The sequence below is a fragment of the Fischerella thermalis PCC 7521 genome, assembly GCF_000317225.1.
GTDB lineage: Bacteria > Cyanobacteriota > Cyanobacteriia > Cyanobacteriales > Nostocaceae > Fischerella > Fischerella thermalis.
The window spans coordinates 24,933-49,953 of record NZ_AJLL01000022.1 but is presented as its reverse complement, the minus strand read 5'-3'; the positions used below and the strand labels follow the sequence as shown (position 1 = coordinate 49,953).

The 25,021-nt window shown below is 40.9% G+C and carries 17 protein-coding genes and 3 pseudogenes; 7 read left to right on the top strand and 13 right to left on the bottom strand.

The features are described from left to right. The first annotated feature begins 218 nt into the window (after nt 1–218). Together UYK_RS0105050 and UYK_RS25960 are read left to right on the top strand one after the other, a co-directional pair. Nucleotides 219–1,718, top strand: coding sequence for an AAA-like domain-containing protein (locus UYK_RS0105050; RefSeq protein WP_016871035.1), 1,500 nt, complete (start codon nt 219–221; stop codon nt 1,716–1,718). Between the two features lie 55 nt (nt 1,719–1,773). Further along, nucleotides 1,774–1,977 (top strand): hypothetical protein, encoded by a 204-nt coding sequence (locus UYK_RS25960; RefSeq protein WP_157221811.1) that lies wholly within the window; start codon nt 1,774–1,776, stop codon nt 1,975–1,977. A 509-nt stretch (nt 1,978–2,486) separates the two neighbouring features. Here UYK_RS25960 and UYK_RS0105045 read toward each other — a convergent pair. After that, entirely contained in the window at nt 2,487–5,882 is a 3,396-nt protein-coding gene (locus UYK_RS0105045) for an alkaline phosphatase (protein ID WP_016871034.1), read from the bottom strand. A gap of 272 nt (nt 5,883–6,154) precedes the next feature. Further along, the gene (locus UYK_RS0105040) at nt 6,155–6,826 is read right to left on the bottom strand and encodes a LuxR C-terminal-related transcriptional regulator (protein WP_009458099.1); all 672 of its coding nucleotides are present in this window, start codon (nt 6,824–6,826) and stop codon (nt 6,155–6,157) included. Nucleotides 6,827–6,933: 107 nt separating this feature from the next. Between UYK_RS0105040 and UYK_RS0105035 the strand changes: the two genes are divergently transcribed. From UYK_RS0105035 to UYK_RS0105025, 3 genes are all read left to right on the top strand, one after another. Then, nucleotides 6,934–7,590, top strand: coding sequence for a DUF3386 domain-containing protein (locus UYK_RS0105035; protein WP_009458101.1), 657 nt, complete (start codon nt 6,934–6,936; stop codon nt 7,588–7,590). Nucleotides 7,591–8,386: 796 nt separating this feature from the next. Further along, on the top strand, nt 8,387–9,421 hold the full coding sequence (locus tag UYK_RS0105030) for a chlorophyll a/b binding light-harvesting protein (protein ID WP_009458103.1): 1,035 nt from the start codon (nt 8,387–8,389) through the stop codon (nt 9,419–9,421). Between the two features lie 308 nt (nt 9,422–9,729). Beyond that, entirely contained in the window at nt 9,730–10,692 is a 963-nt protein-coding gene (locus tag UYK_RS0105025; protein ID WP_009458105.1) for a chlorophyll a/b binding light-harvesting protein, read from the top strand. 700 nt (nt 10,693–11,392) lie between these two features. Here UYK_RS0105025 and UYK_RS27125 read toward each other — a convergent pair. Beyond that, nucleotides 11,393–11,488, bottom strand: a pseudogene (locus UYK_RS27125) (SAM-dependent methyltransferase); the annotation flags it as partial. Between the two features lie 116 nt (nt 11,489–11,604). After that, entirely contained in the window at nt 11,605–11,739 is a 135-nt protein-coding gene (locus UYK_RS27500; protein ID WP_009458107.1) for a hypothetical protein, read from the bottom strand. A gap of 265 nt (nt 11,740–12,004) precedes the next feature. Between UYK_RS27500 and UYK_RS27120 the strand changes: the two are divergent. After that, nucleotides 12,005–12,155: pseudogene (locus tag UYK_RS27120) on the top strand (IS1/IS1595 family N-terminal zinc-binding domain-containing protein); the annotation flags it as partial. Between the two features lie 190 nt (nt 12,156–12,345). Here the strand turns inward: UYK_RS27120 and UYK_RS0105015 are convergent. The 4 genes and pseudogenes from UYK_RS0105015 to psaC form a co-directional block, all read right to left on the bottom strand. Then, nucleotides 12,346–14,157: an ABC transporter ATP-binding protein gene (locus UYK_RS0105015; RefSeq protein WP_009458111.1), complete on the bottom strand. Its 1,812-nt coding sequence runs from the start codon at nt 14,155–14,157 to the stop codon at nt 12,346–12,348. A 55-nt stretch (nt 14,158–14,212) separates the two neighbouring features. Beyond that, nucleotides 14,213–14,383 (bottom strand): annotated as a pseudogene (locus tag UYK_RS0105010) (ATP-binding cassette domain-containing protein); the annotation flags it as partial. Between the two features lie 515 nt (nt 14,384–14,898). After that, entirely contained in the window at nt 14,899–16,800 is a 1,902-nt protein-coding gene (glmS, locus tag UYK_RS0105005; RefSeq protein WP_016871032.1) for a glutamine--fructose-6-phosphate transaminase (isomerizing), read from the bottom strand. A 345-nt stretch (nt 16,801–17,145) separates the two neighbouring features. Then, nucleotides 17,146–17,391, bottom strand: a complete 246-nt coding sequence (gene psaC / locus UYK_RS0105000) for a photosystem I iron-sulfur center protein PsaC (RefSeq protein WP_009458117.1) — start codon at nt 17,389–17,391, stop codon at nt 17,146–17,148. Between the two features lie 492 nt (nt 17,392–17,883). Here psaC and UYK_RS0104995 point away from each other — a divergent pair, with 492 nt between their 5' ends. Beyond that, entirely contained in the window at nt 17,884–18,330 is a 447-nt protein-coding gene (locus tag UYK_RS0104995) for a TOBE domain-containing protein (protein ID WP_009458119.1), read from the top strand. Nucleotides 18,331–18,500: 170 nt separating this feature from the next. Here the strand turns inward: UYK_RS0104995 and UYK_RS0104990 are convergent, their stop codons facing one another. The 5 genes from UYK_RS0104990 to UYK_RS0104970 all read right to left on the bottom strand — a co-directional run bounded on the left by UYK_RS0104990 (nt 18,501) and on the right by UYK_RS0104970 (nt 24,922). Further along, a complete protein-coding gene (locus UYK_RS0104990) occupies nt 18,501–19,892 on the bottom strand; it encodes a UDP-glucose dehydrogenase family protein (RefSeq protein ID WP_009458121.1) in 1,392 nt (463 codons plus the stop codon). A gap of 120 nt (nt 19,893–20,012) precedes the next feature. Continuing rightward, nucleotides 20,013–20,948, bottom strand: coding sequence for a UDP-glucuronic acid decarboxylase family protein (locus tag UYK_RS0104985; protein ID WP_016871031.1), 936 nt, complete (start codon nt 20,946–20,948; stop codon nt 20,013–20,015). Between the two features lie 664 nt (nt 20,949–21,612). After that, nucleotides 21,613–23,754: a cation:proton antiporter domain-containing protein gene (locus tag UYK_RS0104980; protein ID WP_009458125.1), complete on the bottom strand. Its 2,142-nt coding sequence runs from the start codon at nt 23,752–23,754 to the stop codon at nt 21,613–21,615. A gap of 230 nt (nt 23,755–23,984) precedes the next feature. Next, nucleotides 23,985–24,641 (bottom strand): HAS-barrel domain-containing protein, encoded by a 657-nt coding sequence (locus UYK_RS0104975; protein WP_009458129.1) that lies wholly within the window; start codon nt 24,639–24,641, stop codon nt 23,985–23,987. Between the two features lie 83 nt (nt 24,642–24,724). Next, nucleotides 24,725–24,922, bottom strand: a complete 198-nt coding sequence (locus UYK_RS0104970; protein WP_009458130.1) for an NAD(P)H dehydrogenase subunit NdhS — start codon at nt 24,920–24,922, stop codon at nt 24,725–24,727. Nucleotides 24,923–25,021: the final 99 nt, after the last annotated feature.

The following is a 25,021-nucleotide window of genomic DNA, read 5'->3' as shown; positions in this document are numbered from 1 at the left end:
GTATCTGAAATGAATCAGATATAAATGAATATCATAAGGAAGTTTGTAGACTGAGAAGTTAATATTTTGAATCAGATCTAAGATTATTAATTGTTTAACTTTAAGTTTCTCTAAACAGAGGAGTTGAAGTTAGAATGAGCATGTACATAAAATGAATAAAATAAATTAATCTAGCCAATTATATCAATTTAAGTAGATACGCATCTATCTACAGATATATGGAAAACCAAAAAACAAAACGTATTCGCGGTGTCATCTTAACTGCCATAGGGTTGAAGCGTTTACAAGCTGCGATTGAGTTGGCAGAAGTACAAGAAAACAATGGAGAACGTTTTACTCAAGAAGAACTCAGTGAGCGGATGAAAGTATCTACAAAAACTATTAGTCGCCTATGGTCTCTTACTACTGGGCTAGATCAGCGGACTTTGAAATTTTGCTTCAGTGCCTTTAATCTTGAGTTAAGAAAAGAAGATTACACTTGTTCAGATAAAAGTGGTGAATTTTATAGATCACTTGACTATGATCATCAAGAAGAGGTAAATATTTATTCTAGTCAGCATCATGTGGTTGAAATAGAAGGGCGACAAATACAAAATTCAACAAAAGATTGTAGTAGTTACCAATCTCTGGCTAATGTCCTGAAATATCCTAGTGGTCCTGTACCCCTAGATTCGATATATTACATTCCTCGTCCTCCAATTGAAGAACTGGCTTATCGAGAAATTACGCAACCGGGATGCGTGATTCGCATCAAAGCTCCTAAAGAAATGGGGAAAACCTCCCTCATGTTCAGGATTTTGGCACGCTCCAAAGCTTTGGGTTATCGAATTGTGAGTTTAGATTTCAATCAAGTTGATGTCGCCATTCTCAGCAACCTTGATAGATTCTTGCGATGGTTGTGTAAAAGTGTCTCTGTGCAACTGAAATTAGAACCCAAACTAGATGAATACTGGGATCAAGAAACTGGTAGCAAGGTAAGCTGTAGCTTATACTTCAAAAACTATCTGATGGAGTCTGTTGATACTCCCGTGGTTTTGGCTTTAAACGAACTAAACCGAGTTTTTGAATACTCTGAATTAGCTCAAGAATTTATCCCTTTGTTGCGTTCGTGGCATGAAGAAGCCCAACAAGAGGAGACATGGCAAAAACTACGGCTCGTTATGACCTACTCTACAGAATTTTACATACCCCTAAATCTGTGTCAATCTCTATGCAACGTAGGGTTACCACTACAGTTACCTGAGTTTACTCACTCACAAATTGAGGAATTGGCAAAACGTCATGGACTCAATTGGCAGCAGAGCAAGGAAACTGAACAATTGATGGCAATGGTTGGTGGACATCCAGCTTTGGTGCGGATTGCTCTTTACCACCTTTGCCGTCAAGAAATTTCATTATCGCAACTGTTGCAACAAGCAGCTACAGAAGCAGGAATTTATCGCACTCATTTGCGGCGACTACTGGTAATGCTGCAAGAAAATCCTAACTTGCTAGAAGCTTTTGCAGCCTTAGTCAGTTCAGAACCCAGTATTTATTTAGAACCAATGATTGCTCATCAATTAGAGAGTATGGGGTTGGTGAAGTTTCAGATGGATGGAATAAGCATCAGTCGTGAATTGTATCGTATTTACTTTAGTAAGCACTTATCTAACAGCAGACTTCGGGTGATCTACTCCAGCAATTCTAGATACAAAACTTTTACCTCAAGTTCAATTTAGTTGTTTGTCTTGCACCGCCGTCTACTGCAAACATCCCCCTAATGGGGATTAAAAATTGGGCGTTGCTGAATCTGGTCATGAATTGTGTTTGTCTACATTTTGTAGAGACGTAGCAATGCTACGTCTCTACGTCTGTACGCAATGCTACGTCTCTACGTCTGTACGCAATGCTACGTCTCTACGTCTGTACGCAATGCTACGTCTCTACGTCTCTACGTCTGTACGCAATGCTACGTCTGGTCACACCCGTAAATTGTAAATTCATATTTTGATTCAGCGACGCCAAAAATTGCACCAATCGCATTTTAATGTGAGGATGCGATCGCTTTGTGCTAAGTTGAAAAAACATTAAGATAAAAAATGCTACAGCTAAACGTGGTCATCTTGATTGCTTGTGGGCTAAATCGTTTGTTGATTATTTTCTGGCTCACTAATTGTGACCTTTCGATTTTTGGCTACTCCTCCTAAATACTTTAATTTTCGCTTTTCTAGTTCTAATAGGAATGATGTATTGTTACCATATTCTGTTTCTTAGCCTTTTTAACCTCTTTTTTTGCCTAAGTCCCGATAGTTGCTTTTTGAAACTTAGTCTAATCTAAAAGCCCCAGAGTATTGACCTCAAATAAGCTAAAGCCTATTGGATATACATTTGAGTCCGTTTTAACGGACTTGGGCTATGAGGGTTGAACTTCAGTTCAACACGTACTGAGGTAGATTAGCTAACAGTGATCGATAACTAATCACTGTTAACTAATAAGGTAATAACTATCAAGCAAAAACAAAGCTAGTGTTAGTATCTATACCTGTAACACCATTGAGAATAGCCAGAGTGTGATTGCCGAAAGCAATTTCAGTGTTACCATTCAATACATTCAGCGATAGAGTATCAGCACTAATGCCTAAGCCAGTACTGCCAAGAATACCAATGACATCACGACCTATCTCAAAATCAAGAATTGTGTTAGCACTTTGGGGCAGTTCATTGCTGACAATCCAAAATTGATCTTGGCCTTCACCTCCGCTAATTTGGTTATCACCACCGGATTGGACATAGAATTGATCATTACCATGGTCACCCAAGATGCGATCGCCACTACCAAGGAAGAAAATATCATCGCCAGCACCACCAGAAATACGATTACCACCTTGTCCATAAGCTGCATCAAAGATGTCATCACCACTACCGCCAAAAACGCGATCATTCTTGTTGAGAAAAATGACATCATCGCCGCTACCCAAATCTATACGATTGTTACCAGCAATGGGAGAAACTACTAATCGTAAATCAACTTCGTCGTTACCACTACCCAAGAAAACAATGTCATTGATTCCATCAAACTGACTATCAGGAGCACCTGCAAAAAGGAAATCATCTCCAGGGGTTCCAGATATGAGTTGAGTTTCTCGCTGAGCAGCAGCTACTTCTGGTGCAACACCAAATAGTGTCTCATACATGAGAGCGTAGATTTCTGTGTTGTCCAGAGTACTGGGAAGTTTATCTGAATTCATGCCATAGGCTTTGGAAACAATACTACCGGGGAAATCGGGAGTACCAACCCATGCTATGCCAAAGTTGCCCATCGGCCCATCTATGCTGTCTTGAGCAGAGAAAGGAATCCAGGGGTATTCAAGGCTAGCTGTGCTACCTTTTTCACCATCCAAGAAGTTGCGAGTGGTGTTACTAGTTGTGGGATTTACGTTGATGAAAGGTACGCTAGGCTCGCTATCTGCTAGCTCTGGTTCACTGGTGATATTACCACTAGGACGGCTGTATGGCGTATATTGAAACACTTGTAAACCACCAGCATCACTGTCAGCAGCCGTGATTACTAAGGTGTTGGGGTCTTGATTATCAACGTAGTTCATCGCTACGCCAATAGCAGCATCTGCTCTCCGTACTGCTTCGATTGTACCAGCAGCGTTGTTATTGTTACCAAAATTATCTGTTCCCTCTTCTTCGACCACGGCGAAGAAACCATCTGGATCTTTAGAGATAATCTTTAAAGCAGCATCCAGCATCTCAGCGACTGTCGGTGCTGTGGAAACGTACAGTGGTGAGGGGTCAGGGGTGTTTAATCCCAGTTCTTCTTCTGTTTGGTCGTCGTAGGTATGAATAGCGGCAAACACACCCAAGAGTTTCTCGGGAGGATTTGGACTATTGACTACCTGGTTGAGCTGTTCCTCTGTGTAAACAACTGTGTAGCCCAAGGATTTGGCTAGTTCAATTAAGTTGATTTTTGGGCGGCGTTCGGGACGGGTTTCAGAAGCATCAATTTTAGCGGTGACATGGAATCCAGTAGTACCCACTGGCAACATGTATAATTCTCCACCACCCATGATGACATTGGTACCGGAGCGGATAACCTGTTCGATGATTTCAGCGTACTTATCCCTAGCTCGAACATTGTCACCAAAGCGGTTGGTAGTTTCTGCAACAAAAGCAGCAGTACCCGGCTCGGCTAGGTGCCCAGATTGAATCAAGGCAGTAGCTTTTCCAGCAGCGATCGCCTCTTCTAGTATCGTGTAACCAGTTTTACCAGAAGCTGGGGTAATACGAGATTGGTCTTCATTTAAACCAAAAGATTCTCCGAATACCTTCACGCCGTTGGCGTGGGTGACAGCACCAGCATTGGATGTACCAGTTAACTGGTCTTCCATGTGTCCTAAGTACACACCCGCATGGGACATTCTATCCCAGTTGAGTCTGCCATCTGGACCTTTGTCAATATTTCGCAATGCCATGTAGTGGGAAGGACTAGTTCCATCAGGGTGAATAAAGATGACATTGCCGGTATTTTTGGTAGCTTTTGGTGCTAGTTTTGGTGCTGGGTTGCGGGATTCCAGTTCGGTATCAAATAGAGTTTCATACATCAACTCGTAGATACCAGTATTATCTACTGTAGCAGGCAGTTTGTGGGCATTGAGACCTTCTGCTTTCGCAACAATCGAACCGCTAAAGTCTGGTGTACCTGCCCAACCAATACCGAAATTAAAGACATCGCCGTCTGCGTCTGGCGCACTGACAAAGGGTAAAGTGTTGGCGCCAGTGATACCGTCCAGAGGAACTGGACGTGGTTCTGTGGTAGGGTTATTGTTGATGTTACCTACTGGTCTGTCGGCATTCAGTGGATCGCGTACTTGTAAACCACCTGCGTCACTATCAGCAGCGGTCAGTATCAAGGTATTATTGTACTTCTGGAGAAAATTCTGCGCTATACCGATGGCAGCGTCGCTACGCCGCAAAGCTTCTAACGTACCAGAAGCATTGTTGTTATTACCAAAGTTATCAGTTCCTTCCTCTTCGACAATGGCGATGGAACCATTGTCAAAGTTGGGGTGTTTTTCCATCAATTGCTGGGTGACTTCCAGCATTTCTGCGATTGTCGGTGCTGTTTCTACGTATAGAGGTAGTCCTCGTTCTGCTAAAACTTCCTCTGGACGATCATTGAAGGTATGAACCGGAGCAAAAACACCCAGAACCTTGGTTGGTGGAGTGGGATACTTAGATGGGTCGAGCAAATCACGCAGTTGTTCCTCTGTGTAAACAACAGTGTAGCCCTTGCTCTTAGCTAGTTCAATGAGGTTTTCTGTGGGGCGTTGAATAGGACTGGTACTTAGAGCATTCAGTTCTTCTGCTGTTGCATGGAAGCCGTCTGTACCTACAGGTAAAAGGTTGAGTTCGCCACCACCCAGAATAAAGTCTACACCTGATAAAATTACCTGCTTAGCAATCTCAGCAGTTTGTTGACGGGGTGGAATCCTTCTACCATCAACTTCAAGTTCACCTACCTGAGCTACAAAAGCCGCTGTACCCGGCTCATAAATAGCACCGGACTGAATTAAGGCGGTTACTTTTTGAGCTGCGATCGCTTCCTGTACTATGGTTTTACCAGTGTTACCAGAAAGTGAACTGATTGGTGAGCCATCTTCATTTAAGCCAAAAGATTCTGCGTAAACCTTAGCGCCAGTAGCATGAGTGACAGCACCAGCATTAGAAGTTCCGCCAAGCTGGTCTTTCATATGACCCAAATAGACACCAGCATAGTCAAGATTATCCCAATTCAACCGACCATCTGGACCTAGATCTACAAACCGTGCAAATGCGTAGTGAGATGGACTAGTTCCATCTGGGTGAATGAAGATAACGTGGTTACCCCTGGTCATACAACCTCTAAATTCAGTAAATACTTTTGGTGAAATATCTCTAGAAACTAGAAAACATGATACAGATTAAGGAAAATCATACTTAGAGGTTAAAAAAAGATTATACTTTGTATGGCATATCTCACAGAAAGTCAACCATCAATCTCTTCACTTACCTGCGGAATGTGGGTAGTACTGGATCAAGAAGCGTAATTTTTTAACACAAAAAATACAGAAATAATAGCGATCACGTCTTGGTGTAAGAATGTGATTTCTTATCACCGGGATAATTACTATAAAATCACATCCTGCAACTTCGCCACCATTTCCGCCCTTGCGGAAACACCCAGCTTGCGAAACATTCTTTTCAACGCTTGCTTCACCGAATTTTGGGTAATAAAAAGCTTTTCCCCAATTTCCCCATTGGTTAACCCCTGGGCTACCAACTCAGCAATTTCTAACTCTCGTGGTGTCAGGCGACCAACTAAGGGGGAATTGAAGGTTTTTGGTTTCGCCCTCAATGTTGCAAGCTTGGCTGACAAATGTAAACACAAAGCACTCAAATCAGCTAAATCGTTGGCGTCAAAAGGAGGATGACCCTCAGCGCGGGCGAGGTTGAGCGTTCCTACCAGACGACCATCACAAACAATCGGTCCACTCATGACGTGGGCGTGATCGTGGCGTGGGCAAATATCTTGCCAGTCTCCAGGGGCTAAAATAAGTTCTTCATGGGCGGGTGCATGACGTTCAACCACATAACGTCCAACCGGATTTCCTTCTAAACAGACTTCCGGAATCTTTTGTACCTCAACGTTTTCTGCTGTAGATAGGTCATCACAGAGATATAGACCCCAACGTTCCACACGAAAATGCTCCCCGACTGTGTTCGTCACAGCGAGTCGTAGTTCTTGTTCGTTATTAGCTTTGGCGATCGCATCAAAGAGACTGTGGAGAGAACTAACCATAGAGTGTACCCACTTGGGGACTAGGCGGGCTTTAGAATTACTTCTATGCTAGCTAATACTAGCAAAGCTAAAAAACTAACATAAACTAACAAATATACGAGAAACCAATGACTGCAACACAAGTATCTGCTCAAGAACTCTTCCGCGCTGCCTACGAGAACCGTTACACTTGGGATCATAATTTCCCTGGATACACCGCAGATATAACCTACAAACAAGATGAGCAGGTATTTACAGGCAAAATTCGAGTTAACGCCAATCTCAAAGCAGAAGTGTTTGAAGTAGAAGATGAACAAGCCAAGCAGGCGATTAATCATCAAGCTTGGGAAATAGCTGTTCATCGTATCCGTCGTAGCTTTGAAGAAACCCACGGAGCCAATACTTTTAGCTACGGTGATACCGATGAGACAGGCGCTGTTGAAATTATCGTTGGTGGTAAGTCCGCAGGCGATAAATACAAAGTCCGCAATAACATAGTCAGCCTTGTTCATCGTCATATCCACGGTGTTGTTGTCACAATTAACACCTTTAGCGTGCATGACACTGGAGAAGGCTACCTCTCTCACACTTACGACTCTGTATACCATGACCCACAAACAGGCGAACAAAAAGGTGGTAGGAGTGAATTTGAAGATCAATACGAAAAGGTTGGTAATTACTTTATTCTGAATCGCCGTTTTATCAGCACCGATACCAAGAACCAACCCTCTGTTCAAGAGTTTATCTTTTCTAACATCCAATTGTTGGAACCTGTTGCTGCTTAAGTCGTTTCATCGACTGCATCTAAGATAATTGAATAAAACAGGAGTTAGAAGGCAATTAGTGGGGATCTGAATCCCCCCACTAAATCGAGTTTAGTTGTTTATCTACAGCAATCCTATCTGCAAAAGTGAAAATGAGAGAGCCATATCCCCGACTTCTTTAAGAAGTCGGGGATCTTGTTGTTCACTATAGTTGTGCGTTTGAAGACTTATCATATCTGTGAAAGCCGGTAATTGGTAATTAATAATGGGTAATGGGAAAAATCAATTCCCAATGCCCAACTGCATCAGAATCATATCGTAAGTAATTAGCCGGACTTGGTAGCATAATTATGCAGAGTAAATTTTACTTCTAATATTAATCTATCTCTTTAAGATCGCTCTACAGTGCAATATCTCAGATAAATCAAGCAAACGTTCCCAGGACAGACGTTTTCACCTATTTGAAAAGATATAGATTTTGGACTTTCAGTAATCTGGTAATTATTACATTTTGTAAATACTCTTGCTTGTTAATACTAATTCTCAATAAACTTAATTCTAAATCATGGACTGTTGCTCATTACGCTCAACAGATTCAGCAGGGTACAATTCCATTTGCAAAATCTGCTTATGGATTGAGTTTGTTTTTGTATAGTTAGGCAGAATCTTCCACGGTTCAATTGTGTTTCTTTCCTCTCAACGTCCAAGCAAACAAGTAAATAGCTTGCTTGTAAATACCTTTACAAGCAAGTGTTTCCTTAGACTAGGGCAAATAGTTTTTGATTATTACTAGCAATAAGGAGTAAACAGCTAGGCAATGCAAACTTACGATAATCCCAAAGTCAAATATGATTGGTGGGCAGGTAACGCTCGTTTTGCCAATCTTTCTGGCTTATTTATTGGCGCTCACGTTGCACAAGCAGCCTTAACAACTCTCTGGGCGGGGGCTTTTACCTGGTTTGAACTTTCACGCTATCAACCAGATATACCAATGGGTGAGCAAGGACTAATATTATTGCCTCACTTAGCTACCTTAGGTTTTGGTGTGGGAGCAGGTGGTCAAGTTGTCGATACTTATCCCTATTTTGTCATTGGAGCCTTGCATATCATTTCATCAGCAGTTTTGGGTGCAGGTGCGATTTTTCATACTCTTAAGGGTCCTGAGAACCTAAAAGATGCAACAGGTCGTGCGCGTAAATTTCATTTTGAATGGGATGACCCCAATAAACTTGGCTTTATTTTGGGACATCATCTACTTTTCTTAGGTGCTGGCGCTTTGCTGTTAGTAGCAAAAGCCATGTTCTGGGGTGGACTGTATGACACCACAATTCATGATGTCCGGGTAGTTACTGAACCTACTCTCAACCCATTCGTCATCTTTGGCTATCAAACTCACTTTGCTAGTGTCGACAATCTAGAAGACGTAGTTGGTGGACATATCTACGTTGGCTTACTTTTGATTGCTGGCGGCGTTTGGCACATTCTTGTCAAGCCTCTACCTTGGGCTAAGAAACTACTCATTTTCTCTGGTGAAGCAATTCTTTCTTATTCTTTGGGTGGTATTGCCTTAGCAGGTTTTGTTGCAGCTTACTTTTGTGCAGTTAACACCCTAGCTTATCCTGTGGAATTTTACGGCTCTGCGTTAGAGATCAAGTTTGGTGTTTGTCCCTATTTTGCTGACACTATTCAGTTACCTTATGGAAATTACACTTCCAGAGCATGGTTAGCAAACACTCATTTCTTCCTAGCTTTCTTTTTCCTGCAAGGTCACTTGTGGCACGCACTACGAGCTATTGGTTTTGACTTCAAACGAGTTGAAAGAGCATTGAGTGCAATTGAAACAAGCTCGTAAAGCTTGTACACATATCTTGCATCTTAATTCTAAGTACGCCTAGAACTAAAGTTCTAGGCTAATAGCAAAAGTCATCTGAAGATGACTGAGCAATAAGATGAGTCTACTTTAGTAGACTTCGGCTAAAAGCTCTTGAAATTTATTTCTTGGCGCTCAAAAAAATAGGTGCAAGATATGACTTTAGAAGAGAACAGGGAATGGACAACGGGCGTTTCTTTCTCCCACCCCAAAGGGGCTATACCTGTTTTTTTTGGGTATGAGATCTCAAATTAAAACTTGTAAAATCCATATTCAAAAGGTGTTGAACAGTGGCAATATCGACTGATAAAACCTTTGCAGCTAATACAAACTCATCTTGGTTAATTGGCAATGCTCGTTTAATAGATTTGTCTGGTCAGCTATTAGGAGCTCATGTGGCTCATGCAGGTTTAATTATGTTTTGGGCAGGAGCAATTACCATCTCAGAAGTAACGCGCTTTGTTCCCGACATACCAATGTATGAGCAGAGAATGACTTTGTTACCCCACTTAGCAACTTTAGGATGGGGCGTAGGTGCTGGGGGTGAAGTCATCAATACTTATCCTTATTTTGTGATTGGCATTTTACATTTGATTGCATCTGCTGTCTTGGGGGCAGGTGGTTTGTTTCATGTTTTTCGCGGCCCACAAATTTTATACAGTAGCGGCGGACAAGTTGCCAAATTTCACTATGAGTGGAATGACTCGCAAAAACTGGGTTTAATCTTAGGACATCACCTGATTGTTTTGGGTTTTGGTGCATTCTTATTAGTTCTAAAAGCCATGTTTTTTGGAGGAGTTTATGATACCCATTTAGGAGATGTGCGTTTGATTAGTAACCCGAATTTAGACCCAGTCAAAATATTTAGTTATTTGGTGGGACTAAAAGATGGTAATTGGACTTTATTGGGAATGGCAAGTGTTGATAACTTAGAAGACGTTGTAGGTGGTCATATTTGGATTGGTTTAATTTTAATATTTGGTGGTGTGTGGCATATTCTTGTACCACCATTTACTTGGGTAAGAAAATTTTTACCAATAGACAATGGTGAGGAAATTCTGTCTTATAGTTTGCTAGGTTTAGCTTTGATGGGTTTTATATCTGCTGTATTTGTTGGATATAACGAAACTGTTTATCCTAAAGAGTTTTACGGTGATGAGCGTGATGTTCTAGCAACAATTCAGTGTTTTTTGGGAATATTAGCACTTGCAGGTTATTTCTGGCATTATTGGCGTTACCGTCAATTGAATTAGGAATTAGCAAACAAGAATAACGAATTGAATTTACACAAATATTTGCTCAGTTTGAGGTGTTAATTAAGAACTAAAAACTCATAATTTTTATTTTCTCAATTCTCGGATTTTGACACCAACACTAGCTCAATAAGATTCATGCCTGCGCTTTACAGCTGTTAGCTGCGGGCTATTTTTTGGGAAATTTAGAGGATGATTTATGCTGCTGAGTAAGTTGTTTTTTGGTTTATGTGCTTGGACAATTTTGATTTCGGGTTTCTGTAGTATCTTGATTTCCATGAAGAAAGGAATTAAGCATGTTAAGAAACTACATCAAGTACCTTGTAGTGGTTGTGCTTATTTCACCAATGATCATCGCCTAAAATGCACAGTCAATCCAATCATGGCTTGTACAGAAGATGCTATTGGCTGTCGTGACTTTGAGTCAAATCAGATAGTAACTGACACCCTCAGAGGGTTGACCATCTCGCACACCTTATCGATGCACCAAAATCAAACTTCGGGCTTCTTCCCAAGTAGGGACAATTCTACAAACTGTGTAAATAAAAAACCGCAAAGGCCCTAAGGGCAAAAAGAAAGAGGAAAAAAGATTATTCTTTTGCTCTTCTTTCGCGTTCTACTCTGGGAAGAAAAGCAATGGCGATTCATGCTTAGGGAAGAGGTTATTGTGAGGGAGAAATTAAACGTGCGCCAATTGAAAGCCAAATTCAACAATACATTCAGATTTTTTACAATTTATGAGAGCAAAATTTTCTAAGCAATTAGAGTAGAAGTTAGATTCTTCTGGACAAAAAAATTATGTCTTGCATTGGTGTATGAGAGTATGTGCAATAGGGTAGTTGTAGGTAAGGCATATGCTTTACCTACTTGCAGTAATTAGATTGAAAGTATTAAAGTTTTGCAAAGGTAAAGTTAACGAGCAGTTTCCTCTGCTTGACTTATGGCTTGTACAACAGCTTTAGCAGCGCGATCGCTCATGATTTTTTCTTGGTCGTACCCCAACACTATTTCCCACGCATGATTAGGGGCGTTGCTGAATTTGGTCATGAATTATGTGTGCATACATTTTTGTAGTTCGATACCAAATCGTTGTAGAGACGTAGCAATGCTACGTCTCTACAACGTCTGGTCTACGTCTGGTCATACCCGTGAATTGTAAATTCATATCTTGATTCAGCAACGCCGAAAAAGGCGATCGCCAAGTTTGGACGCATTGATGTACTTGTCAACCATGCCGGATGTGCAACTGTGGGTGCAATAGAAGAAGTCAGTGATGATGAAGTTCATAGAAATATGAATTAGTGGGATCGCTATGGAATGTCCAAGGTGTGCATCAACCCACATTCGCAAAAACGGAAAACAAAGAGGTAAACAAGATTACATTTGTGTGAAATGTGGTCGTCAGTTTATTGATGCTTCCAAAAGGTTACTTGCAACAAACCAAGCGCGCATGTTTAGAAATATTATCTTAAGTATGGTTCAGTCACACTCAAGATGCCCCTTACTCCTCTGAATTATTGCGATCGCTTGATTCATATTTTGATTCAGCAACGCCTAATTATCCAATCACTCTTACTATTTTGGTTAATTTATTCCTGGCTAGATATTTTCCCTAATTCACATTTATTGCTGGGATTCAATCATTATTGACTGTTAACTCACACCCGACTGCACTCGCCACAAACTAGCATAAACCCCATTCTTATCCAACAATTCTTCATGAGTTCCTGACTCTATAAATTGCCCATATTCCATCACATAAATGCAATCAGCATTACGGATAGTAGAAAGACGATGGGCGATCGCGATCGTCGTCCTGTTCAAAGTGATCCGTTCCAAAGAACGCTGAATGGCAGCTTCCGTTTCGTTATCCACCGCAGATGTAGCTTCATCTAAAATTAATACAGGGGGATTTTTTAAAACAGCCCGGGCTATAGCAATTCTTTGGCGTTGTCCTCCAGATAATTTTTGACCTCGTTCTCCAACTATTGTCTCATAACCTTGAGGGAGTTGCATAATAAAATCATGAGCTTCGGTGATTTTTGCAGCTGCAATTATTTGTTCATGGGTAGCGTCAAAAGTTCCGTAGGCGATATTTTCTGCAACGGTTCCATGAAATAAGAATACATCCTGACTTACCAAGCCGATACTACGACGCAAGTCACGTAAATTTAATTGTTGAATATCAATTCCATCAATAGTAATAGTTCCAGAAGAAATGTCATAAAATCGCAATATTAATTTAACTAAAGTACTTTTTCCGGAACCTGTAGAACCAACAATGGCAATCGTTTTTCCTGCTGGAATATGTAAGGATAGTTTTTTAATGACTGGTTCTCTATTTTTATAGGCAAAAGTGACTTCCTTGAACTCAATTTCACCACGTACTTTATCAATTGGTAAAGATATATCTCCCCTAATAATATTTATGGGAGTATCTAATAAATCCATGACACGATTGGTAGAAGCCATTGATCTTTGATATTTGTCAAAGATTTCTCCTAGTTCTACTAAGGGCCACAATAATCTCTGTACTAAAACTAGTAAAACACTGTAGTTACCAATAGATATCACACCAGCATATGTTGCCATACCTCCCCAAAATAGTAAGGCTGTGAACCCTAATAAAACTAGCATTCTGATTAAAGGAATATATGCAGCAGAAAGTTTAATTGCTTTGATATTACTTCTTCTATATGCTTCACTTTCTCCTGCCAATCTAGCACTTTCATATTCTTCAGCAGTGAAACTCTTAATTGTGTTAATACCAGTGAGATTATTTGCTAGTCGTGAGTTGAGAAAACTTACCTTTTCTCGTACCTCAGCATAACGATCTTCCAGACGCTTTTGATAATTAAAGGAACCCCAAACAATAAATGGCATTGGTAACATTGCTGCTAGGCTAATGAAGGGAGGCAAAATCAAGAAAGCACCACCAATTAAAATGATGATTGATGTGCTAATGCTGATAATTTCATGCGCTCCAAAATTCAAAAAGTCTTCTAGTTGGTTGATATCATCATTCAAAATTGACATCAAACCGCCTGTGCTGCTTTCTTCAAAGTAAGCTGAATCTAATTCTTGTACATGATTGTAGGCATCTAAGCGTAAACGATGCTGAATATTTTGTGCTAAATTCCGCCAAAGTCGATCATAGGCGTACTGAGAAAGTGACTCGAATATCCAAATAATGACAGTCAGAAATGACAGGAACAAAAATTGCCAAAATATATCTTGAATTCCCAACTTGCCAAGTACAGAATCTTGCTGCTTTACGAGAATATCTACCGCAGTCCCAATCAACCATGGTGGCGCTAAGTCTAAAATCGTATTGATGATAGAAAATGTTGTTGCTTGCCAAATTTGTTGGCGATATTGGCTTCCATAGTCTAGCAAGCGATGTAAAGGATGGGCTGAATTCCTACGCTTGTTAGATACTCTAGGAGGTTTTGATGTTGTTGTCACGACTGTTTGTTGTTTGTAGTTACCTAAAATCTAAAATTTCTATCTGGTGCGCCTAATCCAAAAAAGTAGTCGGCTCATCCAAAAGCAAAATATTTGTATCTTGCGTCAGCGCTATTGCAATCCAGGCTTGCTGTCGTTTTACACCAGACAAAGTATCTAATTTTTGCTCTGCTAATGATCGCATATTTGTAATTTCCAGTGCTTGTTGCACACTGTTCTCATCTTTATATAGATTACATTATTATGCAGATTGTACAGCCATTTCCTGATTTTTAAACAGGTCTAAATAATAGACATTAATTATGCGTTATCCAAAATTCTTGTAGAGACGCTTCAAACAGCGTGTCTATACATTCTTTTCATGGCGCGTCTCTACATTCTTTTTCATCAGATGAAGATGTTTAATACTGTTCGAGCTTTGATATAATTTTTCAACTGAATCCACTTTGTCATAGCTTGTATTGATAAATTTTGTGAAACGTTAAAAAATCAGACTGTATTAGTCATAGACAATTCTTCTATTCACACGAGTAATCACTGCTCGATAAACAAGAATAATGGAAAGATAAAGCAATACGGTTCCGTTGAGACCTTCCTTACAGTAACGCTCATATTTGGCTTGTGTGCAATCTTGCTTTTTTCTAGCTAGAAAAACTCCTGTAGATGTTTGCATATGCACCTACAGGATAAATTTTACAACTATATTATCTTTCCACAATTGTATATCAGTATAATTTCATACTATTCTACGGTCACACTCTTAGCAAGATTACGAGGCTGATCAACATCCAAACCACGCCGGGCGGCGATATGATAAGCCAGTAATTGCAAGGGAATTACCGTCAGGATGGGAGAAAGTAATTCATCTACAAAAGAGACAGGAATTAAATCGTTAAAAATTTCTCCTGCTTCTCCATCTTTGACGGGGGTAACACCAATTAAGCGAGAATCACGGGCTTTTGCTTCTTGGGCGTTGGAGATTACTTTTTCATAGACACTACCAGGCATAGCGATCGCTACTACTGGCACTTTTGCATCTAGTAAAGCAATGGGACCATGCTTCATTTCTCCAGCTGGGTATCCTTCAGCATGAATGTAGCTGATTTCTTTTAATTTCAATGCTCCTTCCAAAGCAATGGGGAAATTTATTCCCCTACCCAAAAAGATAAAATCTGTGGTTTCAGCAAATTCATGGGCTAATTGTTCGGTTAATTTTTCCTGACTTTCCAAAGTTGCTTCTATTTCTTTGGGAATTTGCCGCAATCCTTTGAGGATATCTTCTAAGCTTTCATAGGGAAGCGTTTGGCGACTATAAGCCAAATCCAAGGCTAAAGCGTAAAACGCCATCAATTGCGCAATAAAAGTTTTGGTGGCTGCTACTCCAATTTCAATACCAGCAAGGGTATTAATAATATGGGGAACCATATGCCCCAAGCTACTTTCGGGACGATTGGTAATACCTAAAAGTCGTGCTTGATACTTTGGTTCTCGACCTTGGCGGCGTTCCTGTTCCATTGCCAAGGCTGCTAGTGTATCAGCAGTTTCACCTGATTGAGTAACGCCAATAGTTAAAGTATTAGGTGTCAAGGGTGAGGGAGCATAGCGAAATTCAGAGGCATACTGTACCTGAGTGGGAATTTGTGCTAGTTGTTCGAGTAAGTATTTACCGACTAAAGCAGCGTGCCAACTAGTACCACAAGCTACAATTTGAATTTGTTCTATATCTGCGTATAGTTCACTTGGTAAACCAATATTGATTGGAGAACTGCTACTGTTTTCTGGATGCCAATCAGTGTTAAAGTATGCTTCTAAAGTTGCCCGCACTACTCCTGGTTGCTCATAGATTTCCTTGAGCATGAAGTGCTTGAATCCTTGTTTTTCCACCATCATCGGATTCAAGCTGAGTAGACGGGGGTGTTTTTTCAACCTTTGACCAGCAAAGTTATAAATTTCTACGCCCAAAGGAGTGAGACGGGCCAGTTCGCCATTTTCCAGGGGTAGCACCGCCTTGGTATGAGAAATAATCGCGGGAGTATCGGAGGCGCAGAAAAACTCTCCTTGCCCAAAACCAATGACTATGGGAGCCTGTTGACGAACGACAATTAATTCATCGGGGTAGTCAGCACTGATGATCGCGATCGCAAACGCACCTTGTAATTCGTTAACAGCTTTTCGCACAGCCTCCAAGAACAGAGAATCAGAATTAATCTGTCCTAGGGCCATTTCTTCTTTGAGAAATTGAGCGATTAGGTGGGGTATAACTTCTGTATCTGTATCTGAGCGAAACTGATGTCCTTGGTTTTTGAGTTGTTCGCGTAGTTCGCGGTAGTTTTCCACAATGCCATTTTGTACCACTGCCACGCGCATTGCTGTATCCATATGCGGATGAGCATTATACTCTTCTGGTTTGCCGTGAGTAGCCCAGCGAGTATGACCAATGCCAATTTGGGCAGGAGTTTGTAAATGTTCTAACTTGGAACGTAGGTTAGATAGTTTGCCTTTAGCTCGGACGCAATTAACTTCTCCTTCCCAAATCGTAGCAACTCCCGCTGAATCGTAACCTCGATACTCCAGTTTTTCCAGCCCAGATAAGAGAATTTCTGTCGCCGCTTGAGTCCCTACATAACCGACGATACCGCACATTACTCACACCACTACAATTTTCAGGATGATTAAATTCCAGTATAGATGCTAAGTCAGGGGATCGGAGATTGGGAAACTCACCGTTCCCCACGACCGTAGGCACACATCAAATAAGATGCGATCGCCTTTCCCAAAATTTGCTCCACCCAATCCCCAATGACTATTGATTAAATACTAAGATTTTTTAAGTTTTATAAAAAAACGATAAATTTATAGGGTAGGCATTAAACCTCTATAAGAAGCCTAATGTCTACCCTATCTTTTAAAAAAGTTTGCTAATTAATAAAGTGACTGCTCCCACACCGACCTGACACAATCAGGTATGGTGTGGGCTTTTTCTGGCTTTTAGTAAGCCAGACCCATACTGCGAGTTGTTTCAGCTCCTAGATAAACCCGGATGCTCAAGAAGTCGGTGGGACAAGCAGTTTCACAGCGCTTGCAACCCACACAATCTTCTGTACGGGGGGAAGAAGCTATTTGACCAGCTCTACAGCCATCCCAAGGAACCATCTCCAACACATCTGTTGGGCAAGCGCGGACACACTGGGTGCAGCCAATGCAGGTATCGTAGATTTTTACGGTATGAGACATTAAAAAACTCCTAAATGAGGTGTTCTTCTCCGCGAAAGAATCATATATCAAGGCTTAGTTTACCGCAGTGGCTTAGCTGTCGTAATCAAAAGGCTACATAACTTTAAACAATGTAATAGGATTGAGGATTAGGGATTGGGGATTAGAGATTGCTGATCGGGAATTGGGAGAGGTGGAGATCCCGAATTTTAACGGAATTGGTACTGACGATAAGTATAAAGACTGACGGTATTCTGGCTCATCTTTTTTCACTTACCAAGATTGAGAAGCCAGCACAGACAAGTTAAGTTGGTGTTTGATTATGCTAATAATGTGAACAGAGTAAATGATCGCAAACAAATTGCCAGCAGTAAATTAATAAATGCTGCGAAAATTAAAATCAAAAAGCTTTTCCTTTGATAGGACAACAGCTTGAGAGATTTTTTATAAAATCAACGGTTGGTAGGATACTACCAAAATTACCAACAAAATACCAACTGATTTGGTAAGGTTATGCCAAGAAAAGAACAAGGATGGATTACATTTCAAACCTCTGAGGAGGAACGAAAAATGCTGGAGGAGTTTTGTCAGCAATCTCAACGCACAAAGACAGAGGTTCTACGGGAATTTGTACGCAGTTTGAACAAAGAGTCTCCAGTGTCTTCAGTTTCTCTAGCTTCATTACCAACTATGCCCAAAGAAGAAGATGCTAGCACTAACTCAGCAGAAGTTACTACTCAAAAGAAACCATTAAAAGTAAGTTCCCGAAATGTTCTTAAAGGAGTTGTTACTAAAATTGTGAATGGGCCAGTCAACAGTGAAGTCACACTAGAGATTGTTCACAAAGTCCAGCTCACCTCTGTGATCACGAAAGTCTCAAGCGAAGAATTAGAATTGGCTGTCGGAGGAGAAGCATATGCTGTAATTAAATCTACAGACATAGTAATTGCCAAAGATTGATAATTTCCTGACTATAATTTCAGGAGATTTTTGCTGGACATGATTATGAAAGCTGCAGTCAAATATCTTGCACCAAAATTAAAACTCCCACCTCGGTGAAAGAGATGGGAGTGTTGAAAGAATATTTATTTTTTCCAAAGACACGCAACAAAAAGTCTTGGAAAGACTGTTTATCGACCTACACCAATATATTGGAAGCCAGCCCTCAGCATCATTTCTGGGTCGAGGAAGTTACGACCGTCAATCATGACGGGGTGGTTCATTAATTTTGCCATCTGAGCGTAGTCAAGAGTTTTGAACTGCTGCCATTCGGTTACAATCACTAAAGCATCGCAACCATCAGCTAGTCTTTGTGGATCGGTTTCAACTAACACACCAGTAAGACCATCACGCAAACCAGACTGGGAAACAATGGGGTCATATGCTTTGACTTTTGCTCCTAGTCTATTAAGCTGCTCAATTAAGTTGAGTGCAGGGGCGTCGCGCATGTCATCGGTATCAGGTTTAAAGGTAAGACCGAGTAGTCCCACAGTTTTACCTTTGAGAATTTTCAGGGCTTGTTGGAGTTTTTCCACAGCAATCAAGCGCTGACGTTCGTTGACGCTGACGGCGGCTTTGAGTAACTGGGCTTCGTAGCCGTAGTCATCGGCGGTGTGAATCAGGGCTGCAACATCTTTGGGGAAGCAGGAACCACCCCAGCCAATACCAGCATTCAAGAATTTATTCCCAATCCGGGAGTCTAAACCGATACCTTTGGCGACTTGGGTAACATCAGCACCGACGCGATCGCAAATGTTAGCAACTTCGTTAATAAAACTTATCTTGGTTGCTAAGAAGGCATTAGCAGCATATTTAATCATTTCTGCTGAACTCAAATCTGTTACCAACACTGGTACTGGAGGTAAAGATTGATCCTCAGCATATTTACGCTCCACAATTGGAGCATATAATTGTTCCATCATCGCGATCGCTTTGGAGCTATTGCCACCTAGAACAATGCGATCTGGGTTAAAAGTATCATAAACTGCTGAACCTTCCCGCAAAAATTCTGGGTTACTGACGACATCAAACTGGGCTGTAATTTCTGGTAACTGTTCATCATCACGCACCCCGCCAGCAGGTACGAGTGTTTTTTGCCGTTCAGCAATACCATCCAAAACAATCATTCTTACCCAGTCACCAGAACCAATCGGTACAGTAGATTTGTTGACAATTACTTTATAGCCACCATTAAGGTGAGTGCCAATACCACGAGCCACAGCTTCCACATAACGAGTATCACTTTCGCCAGTCGGTAAGGGTGGTGTCCCTACAGCAATAAACAGAATTTCTCCGTGATTGACTCCTGCACCAAGATCGGTCGTAAACTGGATTTTACCAGCACTGATGGCACTTTGCATGATTTCTGAAAGCCCAGGTTCAAAAATAGGTGATTGCCCAGACTTCATTAACTTAACTTTTTCTTCGTTGTTATCTACACAAATTACATCATGACCAATGTGAGCCAAGCAAGCGCCTGTAACCAAACCAACGTAACCAGTACCAATTACACAAACACGCATTTTACTTAATTCCTCGCTTTAGTTTGGGGTTAAATGTTCAAAAAGAAGTTTCCCTTCATTGTTTGTTTTATTTGTTTAGTTGTTCCAACCAACAATCAACTATCAACAAACAACCAATCACTATTGACCATTTTTTATACGTTCGCGGAAATCTTCTACAGTCAGTTTTAACCCCTCTTGCAGCGGAACGGTAGGTTCCCAATTTAACCAAGTCTTCGCTCGAGTAATATCGGGGCGACGGCGGCGCGGGTCATCAGCGGGTAGTGGCTCAAATTTAATTTGTGAATCAGGATTGACGAGATTTTGCACAGCCTGAGCCAATTCTAGGATTGTGTATTCGTCAGGATTTCCTAAATTAACTGGCCCTGTGTACTCATTATTCATAAGCCGCATCAGTCCTTCTACTAGGTCTGATACGTAACAAAAACTACGTGTTTGTGAACCATCTCCGTACACCGTTAAAGGAATACCCCGCAAAGCTTGAACGACAAAATTACTTACTACCCGACCATCGTTTTCTAACATTCGAGGACCGTAAGTGTTAAAGATGCGAGCAACCCTAACATCAACTTTGTTTTGTCTGTAATAGTCAAATGCTAGAGTTTCAGCAATACGCTTGCCTTCGTCGTAACATGAACGTAGCCCGATGGGATTAACACTACCCCTATATTCTTCGTTTTGGGGATGAACTTCTGGATCGCCGTAAACTTCACTGGTGGAAGCCAACAAAAAGCGTGCTTTCACCCGCTTTGCTAACCCCAACATATTCAACGTACCCATAACGTTGGTTTTCACGGTTTTGACGGGGTTGTATTGGTAATGCACTGGGGAGGCTGGACAAGCTAAATGGTAGATTTGATCTACCTCTAACCGAATTGGTTCAGTGATATCATGACGGATCAATTCAAAATACGGATGATCCATCCACTTGAGGATATTGCGCTTATGACCTGTATAAAAGTTATCTAAACAAATGACTTCGTGTCCCTCATTTATTAATCGGTCAATTAAATGTGAGCCAATAAACCCAGCACCGCCCGTCACCAAAATTCTCATAGTCTTCTAGGTAGTTACGATATTATTAGTCGCGATCGCGCTTGTGCTTAGAGTACCCATAATGGGAATAAAAATACAGCACAAGCTGTAGTACTCACAGAAATATTTTTGGTAAAAATTTTTGTACGTGAGTATTTATTTTATTCAAATGCTAAACAATTCTTTATGCAAAGTTATCAAACATCTTTCAAGAATACCGAAGCCACTGATAATATTTCATGAAATCTTCAAGAAGATAAAGATTTTTAAAGTAGGGCAGCTGTTCTGTGGTACTTGGTGTAGGTAAGAGCCGCAAAATGTATGTATTGGCGTTAATAACCATATGAATATCAAAACTCGACTGCACAGTATTTAGTGCTAGGTAGTGAGCGTTCAAGCACCTTTGGAGGATAGGGCTAAAGTCTTAACTACAAACTTATCAACCACCATAAAAATTAATGGAATAAACAAGTGGTTGCACTGCGCAAAATCACACCTTGAAGGTGATCTCGATACAAATTTACTTAGTTTATTTAAGTATTACTAATCACAATCTTCAATAATACTATTTCTCTTAAAGTACGAACCCTTGGCGTCTTGGCGTCTTGGTGGTTCAATTAAAGTAAGCTTTTGGTTCATTCCTGTATAGGTTCTGCCTTTGAAGCCCAGAAGGGAGCAAAATATTTTAAGTTACAGGGATAGGGCTAGGAACACCGACTGGTACAGTTACTGATTTTTCAGTACGCTGTGGTTCTCCCAGCATGACAATAGAACAGGTTAATTGTCTAGCTAAATAAGTTGTCACATCACTAATTGCTAACCCACCCGGACTAGTACGATTACGTACAAAAGGTAGGACAACTAAATCATATAATCGTGCAGCCTGTAAAATTGCTTGAGCAACATTTTCATGGGCGATAATTTGAATTTCTGGTGGATGAGCTGAAGATACATTTGATACTATTTGAGAAAGCTGCGATCGCCTGGATGCAATTTTACTGGAACTAGTACGGCGTTCACAGACACTCAACACAGTTACCTGTGCTTGATTTGCTTCTGCAAGAATTTGTGCAAATTGTATAGGTTGCAATGCTGGTGCCATAAAATTTTCTACCGGAACTAAAATCCGCTGAATTTTTCTCGGTGATTCCAGCAAACGAGTTACAGCCACTGGACAATGGGAAGACCATAGAACACTATCAATTACATTCCCAAACAAACGTGCCCTTAACCCAGTTCGCTTACCCCAACCCATCAAAATTAAATCAGCTTTTTGTTCACGTGCTGCCCTGCTAATTCCTTGAGCAAAAGCATCATCAATTCGCAGTAGTGGTTGTGCTTCCACACCCAAGACTCTACTTAAGGCTGTAGCTTTTAGCAGTAAACGTTCACCACGTTCTATAGACGTTTCTAACTGGGGAGCATCCATATGGGCCACAGCCGTAGCAATAGCTAATGGTATAATCCTCGCATTTTTTGCCTGACGTGCCAATAAAGCCGCCATTTCAATCAAATATTGCTGTGTTTGAGGATTATAAACTGGCACAACTATAGTGGAAGGGCTGCTGTCTGTTTTTCCAGCATCGATGTGAGTTTGATTAGTAAATGGTAGTTCTTTGATAACTGAAGCAGTTAGACCAACAGCAAACCGACTAGTCATGAATGAGCCTACAATTGAACTCACCAACATCAAGACAACGACGCTGTTTAATAATATTGGTGAGAGTAAGCCATTTTCATACCCTACTAAAGCTGCGGCTAATGTCACACCCACTTGAGGTAATGACAGCGACCACATAGTTAACGTTTCCTGCAAGTTGTAGTGGTAAAGTAATTTTGCCGCGAAAGCAGCAATAAATTTACTAGCAAATAAACTCACCACCAATAAAATTGTGAACTGAAGTGTGATCAAACTACTAAAAAAAGTAGGCAAATCAATGCGTAAGCCCAGGTGAACAAAGAAAATAGGAATAAATAGTATACTGCCAACAAAAACAACCTTTTCTTTGACTGGCCCTTCGCCAACAGCTTCATTTACTGCCAAACCAGCTAAAAAAGCAGCGACAATTTTTTCTATCTCGAGAAATTGAGCTACTAAAGCAACAAGAAAAACAGATAATAAGACAAACAAAAACTGATTTCCTTCGTCATCTCCTGCACGACGAAAGAATTCTTTACCTATCCAATTGCAGCCAATTAAAACAACGATTGTGTAGACAATCAACGAGTTAAAAAAAGGAAGAACTTGCCAAAAGCTCAAATTATCGCTGTTTGCAACTAAACATAAAGCTAATACCAGTAATGCACCTAAGTTAGTAATCACTGTCGCCCCAATCGTTGTCCTGACTGCTGCGTTGCTTGTGACTCCTAAGCGATTAATCAGAGGATATGCTAAAAGGGTGTGGGATGCCACAATCGAGCCAATGAATATAGCAGCATTCCATTCATACCCAAAACTCCGACTGAGGAACACTCCTACTACCAAAGGTAAACTGAAGGTTAAGCTGCCAAAGCCAAAAGCAGGAATCTTTTTGCGGCGAAACTCTTCTAAGTCAATTTCTAAACCCGCTACAAACATCAAGTAAACTAACCCAATGTCTGAGAGCAAACTCATGGTTGGTGTTTCAGTGGGAAATACATTCCAGCCATGACGACCTAGTAATATCCCTGATAACACCAAACCAACTAAACCAGGTAGTCGTAGTCGCTCAAAGATGATTGGGACCACTAAGATGACTACTAGCAGAATAGCAAAAGGAATAATGGGTTCTTTAGCGAGAACTTGGGCAGTAGGTTCAACAGCAAGAACGTGTAACATTAGTTCCATAGGTAGGACTAGCAGGGGTGATGGTGAGACAACGAACAGTTATCAGTTATCAAAGATTTAGATTTATCAAAAAGGTTGTAAGCCCCTGGAGATAAGAATTCAGATATAAACAAATGCTTTTTACTGTACTTATAACAATAGAGTGATAACTGATCACTGATCAAAATCTACTCAGAAGACAAATATAAAAATTCTACTATGCTTAACTAAGCTAATGATTGGAAAACTACCTATGGGTTGATTTGATTCAAAATAAACCGTAGGCGATCATAGTCATCTTTCAGCAGCACGCTGAGAGTACGTCCAGCTTGAACTAACCATTGTCGGTCAGCTTTGCGTAACCAATACACTTCCCGAATAGCTGCTGCGGTTAAAGAATCTACTGGCGCACCATTTACAGTAAGTAGAGTCCGCAAAAAATCTAGTTGTTCTGTAAATTTAATGATTGCTTCTGGTTCGCATCTATAAACTGGTTGATGAATTTGTGGTGGACGTGGTGGTAAATATTGATACAAATTACTACTAGAATTCCGTTCATTTGATGTGACTGCAAAACCCACGATCGCAGCACGAAATTCTGTTTTGAGCATAGCAAAAATTTGGGGTTGTTCCTCCCGCAATTCCTGCAACGATAATCCCAAAGCCACTGGTCTATGTACAGAATCTATCGGCATAGTTGTGGCATAATATACCACAGCATAAATCTGGTTGCCCGACTCTTCATCCACAGAACAAACCCAGCTACCAAAGGGAGGCATGGGGGGAAAACTTAAGTCTTCCGGTTCCAAACACTGCGCTAAAAACTCGCATGTACTGGTTGCGACCACCTCTGCAAAATGGTTAGGATGGCGATCGCCTCGATTAAATTGTGGCAGGGGAAGGCGCATAGTGGTCAATGGTCAATTGTCAATGGTCAATTGTCAATGGTCGAAAAGTTGTGGACTATTGACCATTGACTCTGGACTTTTGACTATTTTGCTTTTTTACGTCCGGCGGTTGTTTCTACAGCTTCTAATTCAGAGAGACGAAAGGTAACTAGTTTATCCCAGTTACCACCTTCAAACAGTACAGCAACCTTGCCATCACTGACTCTCTGTACAAGTCCTTCATATCGATAGTAGGTGTCTGCTGGATTCTTGACACGAACAGTTGCTCCAGGCAGGATCATGGTTTTTATCCTCGCTTGTTTCCTGTTATTAGCTTAATACTTGTGATTGGTGATTGGTTAGTAGTTGATAGTTGGTTGTGGGTTGTTGATTGTTCCAAA

Bases quoted from the DNA above. Each gene is read 5' to 3' on its own strand.
- UYK_RS0105050 (WP_016871035.1), top strand. From the start codon at position 219: ATGGAAAACCAAAAAACAAAACGTATTCGCGGTGTCATCTTAACTGCC.
- UYK_RS0105045 (WP_016871034.1), bottom strand. From the start codon at position 5,882: ATGACCAGGGGTAACCACGTTATCTTCATTCACCCAGATGGAACTAGT.
- UYK_RS0105040 (WP_009458099.1), bottom strand. From the start codon at position 6,826: ATGGTTAGTTCTCTCCACAGTCTCTTTGATGCGATCGCCAAAGCTAAT.
- UYK_RS0105035 (WP_009458101.1), top strand. From the start codon at position 6,934: ATGACTGCAACACAAGTATCTGCTCAAGAACTCTTCCGCGCTGCCTAC.
- UYK_RS0105030 (WP_009458103.1), top strand. From the start codon at position 8,387: ATGCAAACTTACGATAATCCCAAAGTCAAATATGATTGGTGGGCAGGT.
- UYK_RS27500 (WP_009458107.1), bottom strand. From the start codon at position 11,739: ATGACCAAATTCAGCAACGCCCCTAATCATGCGTGGGAAATAGTGTTG.
- glmS (WP_016871032.1), bottom strand. From the start codon at position 16,800: ATGTGCGGTATCGTCGGTTATGTAGGGACTCAAGCGGCGACAGAAATT.
- psaC (WP_009458117.1), bottom strand. From the start codon at position 17,391: ATGTCTCATACCGTAAAAATCTACGATACCTGCATTGGCTGCACCCAG.
- UYK_RS0104995 (WP_009458119.1), top strand. From the start codon at position 17,884: ATGCCAAGAAAAGAACAAGGATGGATTACATTTCAAACCTCTGAGGAG.
- UYK_RS0104990 (WP_009458121.1), bottom strand. From the start codon at position 19,892: ATGCGTGTTTGTGTAATTGGTACTGGTTACGTTGGTTTGGTTACAGGC.
- UYK_RS0104985 (WP_016871031.1), bottom strand. From the start codon at position 20,948: ATGAGAATTTTGGTGACGGGCGGTGCTGGGTTTATTGGCTCACATTTA.
- UYK_RS0104980 (WP_009458125.1), bottom strand. From the start codon at position 23,754: ATGGAACTAATGTTACACGTTCTTGCTGTTGAACCTACTGCCCAAGTT.
- UYK_RS0104975 (WP_009458129.1), bottom strand. From the start codon at position 24,641: ATGCGCCTTCCCCTGCCACAATTTAATCGAGGCGATCGCCATCCTAAC.
- UYK_RS0104970 (WP_009458130.1), bottom strand. From the start codon at position 24,922: ATGATCCTGCCTGGAGCAACTGTTCGTGTCAAGAATCCAGCAGACACC.